Origin of the sequence: Sphingobacterium sp. WOUb80, assembly GCF_050058145.1 — a bacterium.
Lineage (GTDB): Bacteria > Bacteroidota > Bacteroidia > Sphingobacteriales > Sphingobacteriaceae > Sphingobacterium.
In genome coordinates, this window is sequence record NZ_CP165617.1 from 2650496 (window position 1) to 2664112 (window position 13617).

A 13617-nucleotide genomic window follows, 5' to 3' on the forward strand; every position below is an offset into this window, starting at 1 on the left:
TTCCGAATGACAGTAAATTCACTCAAATCGTAAAGCATTTTGATGAATTAGTCCTACTTTTGTATTCGTAATATGAAGGATCTCGCCTACTTAAATAAGTACTTTTATAAATACCGCTGGAAACTGATTCCAGGGGTTATTTTTGTTATCATCTCCAACTATTTCGGGGTATTGCCGGCAAAGGTAATCCGCGAAGCATTTGATTTGGTACAGGAAAACATCTATCTATACCGTCTATTTGATGGTTTCGACAGACAGGAACTCATCTACCAGGTATTTGGCACCAGCCTCCTGTTTTTTGGTTTCGTCGTTCTCCTACTTTCGCTGTTGCGGGGCATATTTTTATTCTTTATGCGTCAGACGATCATTTTAACGTCGCGTTATATTGAATACGACCTCAAAAATGAGATCTATAATCATTACCAAGATTTAAACTTCGGTTTCTTTCGGAAGAACAATACCGGAGATCTCATGAGCCGAGCCACCGAAGATGTCAATCAGGTACGTAACTACCTAGGACCCGCCATCATGTATGCGATCAATACCGTAGTTTTATCGATCATGGTCATCTATGCAATGTATAGTGTCAATGGAAGATTGGCTACTTATGCATTAGCCCCAATACCGGTCCTATCGGTTATCATTTTATTTGTCAATAAGATTATTAACAAGCGTAGCTTAAAAATACAGAAACAACTGGCGAACCTTTCTTCTTTCGTGCAGGAAACTTTTGCTGGTATACGCGTCATCAAGACCTATACCAGAGAACAAAATAAAATGCAGGAATTTGAGAAGGAAAGTACCATTTATCGAAATACGGCTCTTGACCTCGTCAAAGTACAGGCTGTTTTCTTTCCGCTTATTCTATTGCTTATTGGGCTCAGTACGGTAATCACCATTTATATTGGTGGAATTGAAGTTGCCAAAGGAACAGTCACGGCCGGAAATATTGCTGAGTTTATCATCTATGTCAACCAGTTAACTTTCCCTGCCATGTCTTTGGCTTGGGTTACCTCATTGGTACAACGTGCTGCAGCCTCACAAAAACGCATCAACGAATTTCTCCATACTGAATCTCCAATTGTTAACGGAACAGCTACCAAAGAACTAGCGGGTGAAATCAGGGTTGATGGGATCTCCTTTACCTATCCGGAAACGGGTATTCAGGCGATTAAAAATATATCGTTCCAAATTCCGGTCGGCAAAACACTTGCTATTATCGGAAAAACAGGATCCGGAAAATCTACGCTGGCCAACTTACTCCTTCGGATGTATGATATCGACAAAGGAAGTATTCATTATGATAGTCTTGAAATTAAAAACCTTGATTTTAAAAGTTTACGCCAACAAGTTGGATTTGTCCCACAAGATGTTTTCCTATTTTCGGATACCATTGCCAATAATATAGGCTTTGGTTTAGACCATTTTACACAGGAACAAGTGGAACAGGCGGCTAAAGATGCCGCTGTATACGACAATATTATAGCTTTTGAAGATGGATTTGAAACGGCCGTTGGGGAACGTGGTATCACCCTCTCCGGTGGACAAAAACAACGGGTTTCCATCGCACGCGCTTTAATTAAGGAACCCAAAGTATTGATTTTTGATGACTGTCTTTCGGCCGTAGATACGAAAACGGAAGAAACCATTCTCCGTTCGCTAAGCCGCATCATGAAAGGCAAGACCTGTATTTTTATTGCCCATCGCATCTCGACAATCAAGAATGCAGACCATATATTGGTGATGGATCAAGGAGAAATCGTAGAACAGGGTACTCATTTTGAATTGATGGAGAAAAGAGGTGAATATTTTGAACTCCATGAAAAGCAATTACTGGAAAGTGTAGAAGGATAATTAAAATATCCCTGAATTCAGCTAAAGGATGGAAGGGATATCTCTCCTAAATTTGACTTAAATATTTAAGTCAAACATTTTACATTAAAGGATCATGGAGAGAACCCCTATTCAGAAGGCTACGTCAAGTGACGGAAAAACAATTGCTATTATTTCTTACTTAACCATCATCGGCCTTGTTGCAGCCATCATTATGAACAACAAGGAAAAGACCGCTTTAGCGCAATTCCATATCCGACAAAGTATAGGAATTTCAGTAACAGGAATGGCTTTGGGACTATTACGTTTTGTCCCCGGTATTGGCGGAATTGTCCTTAGTATTGTTGGACTGCTCCTACTTATTGCTCTTATACTGGGATTAATGTCCGCATTTGCCGGAGAGCGAAAACCACTCCCCTTCATCGGTGAAAAATACCAGGAATGGTTTAATATGATATAATAGGTATATAGATGACATGGAGCATCTCCCATCAAAGATGCTCCATGTTTTAATTTTTCTGAACTGCCTATTTTTAATTGGCCAAAAAGCATCTTTAACGGGCTTTCATATCTGGCACAGCTTTCTCCTCTTTAAAAAACAAGGCAAATAGCACAAGACAAAAACCAGAAATACCTGCTGGAATAAACCAAAGATATTCCCAAAATTGAGCAGCATAAGCTGTTTTTAGATAGTCTGAAACAGCACCGGCAACCCAAAATCCGATCAGCATACCTACACCATACATCGCAATGGTAATAAGCCCCTGTGCAGAAGCTTTGTATTTTTCACCGGCAATTCGATCGGTATAGATCTGACCCACTACGAACATAAAATCATAGCAGATGCCATGCAATAAAATTCCGAATAGCAGTAAGAATGACCGTTCCTGTCCGTCGCCATAGGCAAAAAACAAATAACGGAGTGCCCAGGCTGCAATCCCCAATAAAATCATCTTTTTATACCCCAAACGTCTAAAGAAAAATGGAATCAACAACAGGCAGATGGCTTCGGAAAATTGCCCCAATGCCATTTTTGCTGTGGGGTTCGGTATTCCGGCGTTGACCAAAAATGGATTGGCATTTTGATAATAGAACGAAATAGGAATACAGATCACAATTGCTGTTACAAAAAAAATCAGAAAACTTCGCTGTTTTAAAAGTTTCAATGCATCCAAACCGATTGCCTTTCCAAAATCAAATTTTTCATCCCTGAGTTTCACCTGCGGTGGAGTTTTTGGGAGGGCCAGACTAAAGATTGCCAGTAACAACGAACAAACCGCCCCCATAATAAAGGTGTTGTGCAGGGCACCAGCCTGTATCGATTCGGGAGCATCCCAACGGAAAAAATAACTGATGACAAGTCCCGAGCAGATCCAACCGATCGTTCCCCACACGCGGACCCCCGGAAAATACTTCTTCGCGTCTTCAATATGCCGGAATGCGATCCCATTAGATAAGGATAGCGAAGACATGTAAGCCATAAAATAGACAAACACATAGGGATAAAAATGTGTCGCATCCGGTGCCTGCGACATCCCGTAAAGTAGTCCAGCTCCAATGAGATGTAAAACCGAAAGCACCCGCTCGGCATTAAAGTATCTGTCGGCGACAAAACCCACAAAAAAAGGGGCAAATACAGCACCAAGGGATTGTGTCGCAAAAATATTCGCGACCTCCATACCTGAGGCATTGAGCGATTTAATGAGGTATGTTCCCAAAGTAACAAACCAAGCCCCTTTGATAAAATACTCTAAAAACATCATTAGGGACAATTGCACGCGTAATACTGGTTTCATCTATTAATTAGTGTTGGAGGTGTTTGTTTTGATTCGTTTAATCGGCTTCGCTATTGTTAACTATTTGCTCTTCAAGACATGCTATCATCTGGGTAGGTTATTGACCTATTTGTGCTCAAGTATGTCTCCATTTCTTTTCTTAAGATTCGATTATCCTTTCTTAAGATTCGGGCAATACATTTCGCATAAAATTAAGCCAGTTCTTGCTGGCAATCTTTTCAAGATCCGTGTTATCATACCCTCTTTTTGACAGTATACCAAAGACTTTTTGGATATCAGCTATAGTTTCCAGATCATAAGGGCATTGCTCACGGCCAAATGCTCCATCCAGATCGCTCCCCACGCCAACATGATCGACATTTCCTGCCAATTGACAAATATGATCAATATTGTTGGCCATGATTTCCATGGAGCAATTGCTTGTTTTAGGGTCGGATACCCCGCGGACCCAATTAGGTACCATCATCCAAGCATCGAGCGCTACACCGATCACTGCTTTTTTCTCCACAAGTGTCTTAATCATTTCATCGCTGAACTGCCTATTATGATCCACAAACTTGCGGCAATTATTATGACTTGCCCAAATCGCACCTTGATAACGTTGTACAGCATCCCAAAAAGCATCATCATTGAGGTGTGTCGCGTCCAATATCATCCCCAATCGTTCCATTTCTCGTAATAAACTTATTCCTTGCTCATTAAGCTTGCCGGATGAGTCTGTTCCATTAGCATATCTACCTGGCCCGTAATGTGCTGGTCCAATAGCTCTTAAACCATAGTTATAGGCTGTTTCGAGATAGCTGATATCTACAATGGAATCGGCACCTTCCAGACTCAGCAGATATCCGATTGGCTTATCGGCATGATCGCTGCCATCCGACCAAAGTGCCAAGTGCTGGTCCAGATCAGTTTTTGTACAGATCATTTTCATTTGTCCATCGGCCTCCATTGCTTTATACCATGCAAGCTGTCCCTGTGTTTGCGCCCATGCCTGTTCCGGTGAGTACCAGCCTGGTAAAGAACTTTCGGGTTTTACGAATCGAGCGATTTGTGTAGCAACAACCAAACCAATGTGACCACGACGCAATTCGTCAAAAGTGACTGTTGCCTTAGCCCGATCAGGCTTGTCATCCATCCCCTTTTCCCTACGGTTCAGCTCCGTAATCGGCAAGCGAAGATCCCGATTCCATTCCATCGCATTCATGCTCAAATCTAAATGTGCATCGACCAAAAAAGGCATTTCAAATTCGTACATATCAATAATTTATCTTTTTATTTCGTGCATAAACAGTCCAAATTTGATCTGCCTGCCGTTCATGGACAACTTGAAGTTCGCCATAACAGGCTACTGTCGGGCAGATATGTCGTGGTACAGCATACAGCGCATCCCCTAAGTTGAACTGTTTACTATCTGTCACCTCAACAACCAGATGTTCTTCGCTCTGCATTTTTATTTCGCCAATACGCGGATCGAAAAATTTGACGCGGGGCTGCGGCGATTCACATGCTACTGATTTATACCCCAGGTCCAAACAAAGGCGCTTGTGATCAACAATAGAAACGACACGCGTCAAAAGTATCGCTGCAAGCATAAAATCCTGTTCTGCGTAATTTTCGGCATAGCCAAAATCCCAAAATACAAAGGTTCCGGGGCTGCATTCTACATCGCTGCGTTCAGCATGAAAAGGGAAACTTGGTGATCCACCAATTACCTTAGTCAAAGGTTTAGAGGTGGACACCTGCGTCATAAGGTAAGCGGTTTCGAGTATACCATATGAATGTTGGGACTGCTTTTCGCGAAGTTTATAATCCTTGTCATGGATATGACCGTCATAGCCATGCACACCTACCAACTGAATACCTTCTAAAAGATGGATATCCATAACGAGACGCTCAATCCCTTCTAAAGGTACTCCTGTACGTCCCATGCCAATATTCACATCGAGATAAACAGCGCTGCGTAAGCCTTTCGATAGACTCCGCTTTGAAATCTCCTGTGCGGCATCGATATGATCCACAAGACAGGAAAAATGTGTCTCCGGAAAGGCTGTTATGAGATTCAAAAAACGATCTATCTTTGGCCCTACGGGCTGGTATGCCAGCAAAACATCTTTTGCACCGATAACACCCAATAGCCCAGCTTCCGCAATCGTTGCACATTTAAACTTCGTGATCCCCCTATCGATCATCAACTGGCATACTTCACGGCATTTATTCGTTTTGATATGCGGCCGCAATCTATCGACCTGCCCGTCTACAAAATGCAAAGCACGGTCTATATTCTTGACAATGCGATCAGGGTAGACCAGCAAAGCCGGTGAATCGACCTGATCAATATTGTGTATGTGACACCAAGTTTCCATACCATTCGAATTAGTATAACTCAAATAATGCTTCGATTTCCACGGGAATATTATCGGGCAAAGAACCAAATCCAACGGCGCTGCGTGTTCCAATACCATTTTCTTCTCCCCAAACCGCAGCAAATAGTTCACTACAACCATTAATTACACCAGGATGATAAAGAAAATCCGAGGTGCAGTTGACCATACCCAATACTTTGATTACGCGTTTGATTTTGTTCAATGATCCTAAATTGGTTTTAATGGTCGACAACATGGTTAGACCAACTTGTCTCGCTGCAAGTTTGCCTTCCTCAGGACTGATGTCACTTCCGATTCGACCGATAATTAATGCGGCATCATCTTGTACAGGACCATGACCAGAAAGATATAGGTACTTTCCATCAATGACGTATGGTTTATAGACACCTTTTGGCGCCGGTGCCGGAGGTAGTGTCAAACCTAATTTTTCGAATTGTTCATCTGCATTGTACATCTTTAATGATTTTAAAGTTTAAAATAATAGCTAATATAAAATTAATTGCAATAGTAAAACAGCAAGTAGCCCAACAATGGAAACAATCGCCTCCATGATCGACCAGGAAAATAACGTATCCTTTACGCTAAGGCCAAAGTACTCTTTAAATAGCCAAAATCCGGTATCATTGACATGGGAGAACATCAGACTTCCGGCTCCTATCGCCAATACCATAAGGTTGGGATCCGCTTTTCCGCCTGTAACAATAGGTAGCAAGACACCAGCGGCTGTCAAAGCGGCAACCGTGGCTGAGCCGACACAACCTCTGATAACAGCTGTAATTAACCAAGCCAAAAGCAAAGGTGAAATGGGGAGCTGCTGCAGGGTATTGGCCAATAACAGACTGACCCCACTGTCCTCCATCACTTGTTTAAAGATTCCCGAGCCAGCAATAATCAATAGAATCATGGCAATATCTTTCACAGCAGACTCATAGATTGTCATCACATTGGCCATCGATCGACCCAATTTCAACCCTAATAAATAGGTTGCTACACTGACCGCAATAACCATAACAACGGTAGGGTTGCCAACGAACTTCAATCCCTCCTGCAGCGCTATATTACTTGTATGATAGCAATAAGGAAGCAATGTAAACAAGACAATGAGCAATACCGGCAGCAAGGCAACAGTCAGACTTACCCCCACTGTCGGGCGCGGATACTGCGCTGACTCCGAGCGATCTTTCTCGCGAAAAATCGATTCCTGACTTGCCCCTATTTTTTTCAGGCTTCTTCCAAAAATAGGTCCCCCCAAAATAATAGCAGGTATGGCGATCAAAAGACCATAAATAAGTGTCAGTCCCATATCAGCTTGAAACAGGGCAACTAAGGCAACAGGAGAAGGATGCGGCGGAATAAAGCCATGTGTTACAGACAGGGCTGCCAGCATCGGTAATCCAATATATACTGCCGGCAACTTATAGCGGTAGGAAATCGAAAATATCAAGGGCACTAATAAGACAAATCCAACTCCATAAAATAGCGGTATTCCAACGATAAAACCCGTCAACATAAGCCCCCATTGAAGGTATCTCTCGCCCATTAAGCGGACCATTTGCTCAGCAATAATCTCGGCAGCCCCACTTTCAGCTACAATTTTTCCCAACATTGCACCCAAAACAATGATCAAAGTTAGGCTCCCCATAACGCCGGCAACACCTTTTTCAACTGTACCCACCAACTGTGCCGGTGGAATACCCAAACAAAGTCCACTGAGTAAGGAAACAACTAAAAAAGCGAGAAAGGCATTGATCTTAAAATAAGTTATGCAAAGGATAAGCAAACAAATGCTGATTACAATGAGGATTATAGTCATTATATCACGATTAGGTTTTCCCTCAATTTGAGAGCTTGTATAAAATTTGGTCTATTAAATCATTTTTTCATCCTGAAAGTAAGGTTATTTTTCATTTTTTGCAAGAAAAATGAAAAATTAATGAAAACAAAAAAGGTATGGCTTACACCATACCTTTCTGTTTCCGTGACCTATCTCTTTTTGCTTTCATGACCCATCCTCAAAAAAAAAACAGCAATAGGCCCTTGTTGAAAATTTATTTTTTAGGGATCTCTTTGAGAATATCAAGCACAAAACTCCAAAACTTCTGCACCGAAGAAATGGAGACACGTTCTGCAGGCGAATGTGCACCTAAGATTGTTGGTCCAAAAGAAATCATATCCATTTCGGGATAGTTTGTCCCTAAAATACCGCATTCCAATCCGGCATGGCAAGCCACGACTTCCGGAGCTTCACCATGTTGTCTCGTATAAATTGATTTGAGCACTTCTAAAATTTCAGAATTCGGATTAGGTGCCCATCCGGGGTAATTGCCTGAAAAATCAACGGTAAAACCGCCCAGTTCAAATGCTGCTTGTAAAGATTGGGCTAAATCAAATTTAGACGTTTCAACAGAAGATCTGGTTAGACATTTGATGGAAACCTTTTCCCCACCTACTTCTACTTTAGCAATATTATTGGAAGTTTCTACCAAATCTTCAAAATCGGCACTCACACGATATACACCATTTAAGGCCGCATAAACGCTGTTGATCAAGTTTTCCTGCACGTTTACGGGAACTACTGTTGCATAAGCGGCATCAGTTTGCTTTACGACAATTTCCATAGCTGGTTCTGTCGTGGCAAATTCCAATTTAATATCCTGTGCCAATTGTGCCAAATTCTGAACAAAGTCAGTTGTTTTATCCTTACTGATAACTACCTTTGCAACACTTTCTCTCGGAATTGCATTGCGTAGACTTCCGCCCAATAAAGAAGCAATACGCAATCCATAATGCGCATTAGCACCAAATAGCAAACGGTTCATTACCTTATTGGCATTGGCAAAGCCCTTATGAATGTCCATACCAGAATGCCCGCCATGTAATCCTTTTACGGTAATTTCAAAAGATAGCGTATCAAAAGGACAAGGCTCTGCAATGTAAGACTGCGTTGCCGTCACATCAATCCCGCCAGCACATCCTATATCAATTTCAGTATCATTCTCTGTATCCAAATTCAGCAAGATTTCACCCGAAAGCACACCGCCTTTTAAACCTAAAGCTCCAGTCATACCTGTCTCTTCATCAATGGTAAACAAGGCTTCAATAGCAGGGTGTACAATACTAGATGATTCCAGAATCGACATGATTGTCGCAACGCCAAGACCATTATCTGCACCCAAAGTGGTACCTTCTGCTTTTACCCAATCACCATCGACATACATCTTAATACCTTCATTATCGAAGTCAAAAACAGTATCGTTATTTTTTTGGTGCACCATATCCAAATGCGACTGCAAAACAATCGTTTTGCGGTCCTCCATTCCCGGAGTAGCCGATTTTTTGATGAGCACGTTGCCAATCTCATCAACGCTTGTTTCTAAACCCAAGGATTTACCAAAGTCTACCATAAAGGCAATCACGCGCTCTTCTTTTTTAGAAGCTCTTGGCACCGCATTTAATGCGGAGAAATTTTTCCAAATGGCTTTTGGTTCTAAACTATTTTCAATCATATCTAAAATTTTTCCTTGGTCAAAGTTACTCCATTTTTATCAGATATCCGGTGATTATTGGTTTAGAATAAAAACAAAAGCCAAGCGCTGTTCGTTCTTATGAGAGTGTAAACATGAACATAAAACTATGCATAGACCAGTACAAGTTGAACGGAAGGATATTTACTTTAAACCGGATAAAAAGAGAGTTTTAGCACGTTTTTTCTCGCTAGGAGATGATCGGACCATGAAGGTTATCAAACGTATCTTATCCCTGAACGAATCGGAGCGAAAAGAAGTATTTGGGCAGGTCCTGCGAAGCTATACGAAAAGACATCGCAGCATTGTCCATATTTTTGAACGTAATTTTGACCGGATAAGCCATTTATTGGAGAAGATTCCATTTCCAAAAGAGAAGCTGACTCAAATTGACAAGTTACTGATCGGCTCCTATTTCACGATGGAATATTCGATTGAATCGGCCGCGTTGTTTAATCCCTCCATTATCGAACACCCGGATCAAACAGAATTATTTAGGGGCGAAAAACGCATTATTTTGAGCTTCAGGGCTACAGGAGAAGGCCACGTTTCTTCGATCGTTTTTCGATCAGGCACATTGGATGTTGACAACAATATACATATCGACTATGTCGGTAATTTATTGGACAAACCCATGCAGGTCAAAAATCACCGTTATCACAAAGAATCTTTCTTAAAGAAAATGAATGAGCTGCATGCGGAACCCACGGAAGTCAAGACTAAACTGGAGGAAAAGCTAACGGAGACATTTACCTACGAAGAGCTCAAACGTTACATCGATGAAGTACGGCGGGATAGTGACGAAAACCTGGAAAATGTGACATTTCTACAACAGGCACTCTGGCTCGCTTCCTCGCATTATGAAATGACTTTCTCCCTGGACACCTCCATTTCAGAACGTGTGATATTTCCGATTGCCGATACCGAAAAAAGAGGAATTGAAGATGCGCGTTTCGTTCAGTTCAAAAACGAAAGAGGTGAGAGCACGTACTATGCAACCTACACGGCTTACGATGGATTCAGTATTCTTCCTAAACTACTCACTACTAAAGATTTTTACCATTTTAAAGTGAAACCTATTTATGGTGAAATTGCCAACAAGGGGGCGGCACTATTTCCACGTAAAATAAATGGACGTTATGCCATGCTCTGCCGCATTGATGGTGAGAACAACTATATCGCCTACTCCAATAACATCAATATATGGCAGGAAACGGCAATCCGAATTCAGCAGCCAGAATATCCGTATGAATTTGTTCAGATCGGTAATTGCGGTTCGCCGATAGAAACGCAATACGGCTGGCTGATTTTAACCCATGCCGTTGGACCAATGCGTGAATATGTCCTAGGCGCAGCTCTTTTGGACTTGGACAACCCGCATGTGGAAATTGGACGCCTACATAGCCCATTGATGACGCCCAATGACGAAGAGCGAGAAGGGTATGTACCAAACGTCATTTATTCCTGTGGCGCCATAGTACACAATGAACACCTCATTTTACCTTATGCGATGTCCGATTATGCTTCGACGTATGCGACCATCAAGCTCGAAGATTTATTGCTCGCTATCTTGAATCCTGATCGTTATCAATAAAAGCACTGTAAACTACGATATAAGCCAAATAGAAACAAAGGGTACTCTCTGCCCCTTGATTTCTATTGATGCCATAGGATTCGAGGCCATCACAGCAACCTTTGGTTTCCTCATCATATAAACCGAGCCGAAGGTCATTCTCGCCCAAAAACCAGCGGAAGGAAGCAATCATACGGGTAAAATAGACCTTTTTATTGGTCAATCGAAAAGCTTCGCGATACATAAATACCATTGCGGTGACGTCAAGTGGCTGCTGGCCAAATTTACTAATATGCTTACCTTGTTTGGCCCATTCCTGGTTTCCGACCAATGAAAGCGCACCATTCTGTACGGTCATACTTTCGAGAAACTTTAAAGTCGATAGTCCCAACTGTTTTATTGTTTCATCATTTAAAAAGGGATAAGCCGTCAATAATGCATAAGGTAAAATCGCATTGTCATAAGCCAATACCGGCTCAAACCATTGCCAATGTTCATCTGAACTAGCCTCGTATTCCTGTACAAGCTTACCGATAAGTGCCCGCATCAATTCGATCATCACCTCATCATTGGATTGATGATGCAAATACTCCGCAATTCCCAGTACAGTATAAGCTATCGCCCGGTTGGAACGCAACTGGCCAAAATTTGGAACAGCTCTAAAAAACAACTCATGTCCCAATTGATAATAGCTTGTCAATTTTGTCTCCCGAAGAAGGACTCCCAATGCCCACATGGTCCGTCCAAAGGAGTCCTCCGAACCGACCTCATCGAGGAAACTATGTTGGAAATTCATAAAATTGTGAAAAAGCCCATCTTCGCGCTGATGATAATAGATATAACTCAAGTAGGTCGAGATGCGACGATCAAGCCTTTTGTCGGCAAAATCATGCTGCGCCAATAAAGTAACTAAAAGCGCTCTTGCATTATCGTCCAGACAATAGCCCTCTTTGTAGTTCGGTAGCGAATAAGTTGCATGCTGTAAGATACCGACCTGATTGGTCAGTCTGTCGATATGCTTCCAACTGAATTTGGGCATTTCCTCCTTACTAAATCCGACATTTTCTTTGAGGCTATCGTAGGTAGGAATAATTTTATCTAAAATTCGTGTGTACCGGAGGCCTATATTTTTCCAGGTCATCTCTTTACCAAATATACGGGCATTGTCTCTTAGTGTTGTGCGATAGTCCAAATTTGAAAACAGATTTTTGAGCACCTCGGCCATCTTGGCTGAATTTTTAAATTCGACGAGCACTCCTCTTCCATCAGCGAGCAATTCTTTGGCGTGCCAATAAGGAGTGGACACCACCGCAGCTCCGGCACCGATGGCGTAAGACAAGGTTCCACTTGTAATTTGCGCCTCATTAATATAAGGTGTAACATAAACATCGCAAGCACTTAGATACTCCACAAGATCGGCTTGACTAACAAAGGAATTAACAAATTGCACATGTTCCTGCAACTGATAGGTTTCCACAAGACTGCCCAGGTATTCCCGATATTCCTCGCCGGAATGTGCTAATACATTGGGATGCGTTTTACCAACAACGAGGTACAACAGATCCGGTTCATCTTTGACGACTTCAGGTAGGGATTCAATCACCATTTCAATCCCCTTGTTTCGTCCCAAAAAACCGAAGGTCAATAAGACTTTTTTCCCGGAAAGTCCTTTTTTAAGCTTGGCAAGCTCATGATCTAAATTAAACTCCGGCACACCGTGATGTATCAGCCTTACTTTAGCGGTATTGACCCGATATATCGATTTGAGTAATGTAATGGCATAATTGCTCATGACAATTACAATGGAGGCGCGTTTTACAATTTCAATAAGAATAGCCTTTTCATCAACATTCGGTTTTTCAAGAATGGTGTGAAAATTGACCAGCAGGGGAATATGCAGAGCATTAATCAATGATAAGATATATATCCCGCTATTACCGCCAAAAATACCATATTCATGTTCGAGTATGACGCAATCGTACCCGTTTTCATTAATATAATTTGCTGCCTCAATATAGGACAATTGACGATGTTGATCTATTCTAAATACGACCTCACTGGGATAAACATAATCCCGATCCGCGACCGCAAAAACATGTTGAGTCAGTTCCTGATTATGCAGCGCTACAGCATGCAACAAATCTGATGTAAAAGTGGCAATCCCACATTCCTTGGGTGAATAGGTACTTATATAAGCAATCTTCATTGAAATAATAATTTTGAATGTAGCCTGGACAAAGGCAATAGCATATGTGTGCTCCACTATCTAAATGCGTTTCGAACGAAAATTGTTTGTCACAACTGTATGAATTAAATTAAAGGAAGATTTAATGCTATCTGGTGCAGATCAGTACGGTGCCATAAAACTTGGCGCAGAAACGCTGTCCATTTGATGGGAAACAGGATAATTTGTTGGAAACAGGATAATTTGATGAAAAACAGGGCATCCATTGGTTATGCTTAGTAGAAAACAGAAGCTTGATTATGCGAAAAAAGAGCGCTCAATA

The 13617-nt window shown here is 41.7% G+C and carries 10 protein-coding genes; 3 read left to right on the plus strand and 7 right to left on the minus strand.

All coding sequences use genetic code 11. The features are described from left to right. The first annotated feature begins 72 nt into the window (after window positions 1–72). Together AB1Z56_RS11170 and AB1Z56_RS11175 are read left to right on the plus strand one after the other, a co-directional pair. Entirely contained in the window at window positions 73–1854 is a 1782-nt protein-coding gene (locus AB1Z56_RS11170) for an ABC transporter ATP-binding protein (RefSeq protein WP_309363632.1), read from the plus strand. A gap of 94 nt (window positions 1855–1948) precedes the next feature. Beyond that, window positions 1949–2293 (plus strand): hypothetical protein, encoded by a 345-nt coding sequence (locus AB1Z56_RS11175; protein ID WP_426792060.1) that lies wholly within the window; start codon window positions 1949–1951, stop codon window positions 2291–2293. 94 nt (window positions 2294–2387) lie between these two features. Here AB1Z56_RS11175 and AB1Z56_RS11180 read toward each other — a convergent pair whose 3' ends face one another. From AB1Z56_RS11180 to AB1Z56_RS11205, 6 genes are all read right to left on the minus strand, one after another. Next, window positions 2388–3629, minus strand: coding sequence for an MFS transporter (locus AB1Z56_RS11180; RefSeq protein WP_426792061.1), 1242 nt, complete (start codon window positions 3627–3629; stop codon window positions 2388–2390). 160 nt (window positions 3630–3789) lie between these two features. Then, on the minus strand, window positions 3790–4884 hold the full coding sequence (locus AB1Z56_RS11185; RefSeq protein ID WP_426792062.1) for a dipeptidase: 1095 nt from the start codon (window positions 4882–4884) through the stop codon (window positions 3790–3792). A 1-nt stretch (window position 4885) separates the two neighbouring features. Then, window positions 4886–5992, minus strand: a complete 1107-nt coding sequence (locus AB1Z56_RS11190) for a D-TA family PLP-dependent enzyme (protein WP_426792063.1) — start codon at window positions 5990–5992, stop codon at window positions 4886–4888. Window positions 5993–6002: 10 nt separating this feature from the next. After that, the gene (locus tag AB1Z56_RS11195; protein WP_075993294.1) at window positions 6003–6467 is read right to left on the minus strand and encodes a RidA family protein; all 465 of its coding nucleotides are present in this window, start codon (window positions 6465–6467) and stop codon (window positions 6003–6005) included. 30 nt (window positions 6468–6497) lie between these two features. Then, a complete protein-coding gene (locus AB1Z56_RS11200) occupies window positions 6498–7826 on the minus strand; it encodes a gluconate:H+ symporter (RefSeq protein WP_309363623.1) in 1329 nt (442 codons plus the stop codon). Window positions 7827–8061: 235 nt separating this feature from the next. Then, entirely contained in the window at window positions 8062–9519 is a 1458-nt protein-coding gene (locus tag AB1Z56_RS11205; protein ID WP_426792064.1) for an aminoacyl-histidine dipeptidase, read from the minus strand. A gap of 127 nt (window positions 9520–9646) precedes the next feature. Here AB1Z56_RS11205 and AB1Z56_RS11210 point away from each other — a divergent pair, with 127 nt between their 5' ends. Further along, window positions 9647–11131: a glycoside hydrolase family 130 protein gene (locus tag AB1Z56_RS11210; protein WP_309363619.1), complete on the plus strand. Its 1485-nt coding sequence runs from the start codon at window positions 9647–9649 to the stop codon at window positions 11129–11131. Here the strand turns inward: AB1Z56_RS11210 and AB1Z56_RS11215 are convergent. Further along, window positions 11103–13316, minus strand: coding sequence for a glycosyltransferase family 4 protein (locus AB1Z56_RS11215; RefSeq protein ID WP_426792065.1), 2214 nt, complete (start codon window positions 13314–13316; stop codon window positions 11103–11105). The genes AB1Z56_RS11210 and AB1Z56_RS11215 overlap by 29 nt on opposite strands. Window positions 13317–13617: the final 301 nt, after the last annotated feature.

Bases quoted from the DNA above. Each gene is read 5' to 3' on its own strand.
- AB1Z56_RS11170 (WP_309363632.1), top strand. From the start codon at position 73: ATGAAGGATCTCGCCTACTTAAATAAGTACTTTTATAAATACCGCTGG.
- AB1Z56_RS11175 (WP_426792060.1), top strand. From the start codon at position 1,949: ATGGAGAGAACCCCTATTCAGAAGGCTACGTCAAGTGACGGAAAAACA.
- AB1Z56_RS11180 (WP_426792061.1), bottom strand. From the start codon at position 3,629: ATGAAACCAGTATTACGCGTGCAATTGTCCCTAATGATGTTTTTAGAG.
- AB1Z56_RS11185 (WP_426792062.1), bottom strand. From the start codon at position 4,884: ATGTACGAATTTGAAATGCCTTTTTTGGTCGATGCACATTTAGATTTG.
- AB1Z56_RS11190 (WP_426792063.1), bottom strand. From the start codon at position 5,992: ATGGAAACTTGGTGTCACATACACAATATTGATCAGGTCGATTCACCG.
- AB1Z56_RS11195 (WP_075993294.1), bottom strand. From the start codon at position 6,467: ATGTACAATGCAGATGAACAATTCGAAAAATTAGGTTTGACACTACCT.
- AB1Z56_RS11200 (WP_309363623.1), bottom strand. From the start codon at position 7,826: ATGACTATAATCCTCATTGTAATCAGCATTTGTTTGCTTATCCTTTGC.
- AB1Z56_RS11205 (WP_426792064.1), bottom strand. From the start codon at position 9,519: ATGATTGAAAATAGTTTAGAACCAAAAGCCATTTGGAAAAATTTCTCC.
- AB1Z56_RS11210 (WP_309363619.1), top strand. From the start codon at position 9,647: ATGCATAGACCAGTACAAGTTGAACGGAAGGATATTTACTTTAAACCG.
- AB1Z56_RS11215 (WP_426792065.1), bottom strand. From the start codon at position 13,316: ATGAAGATTGCTTATATAAGTACCTATTCACCCAAGGAATGTGGGATT.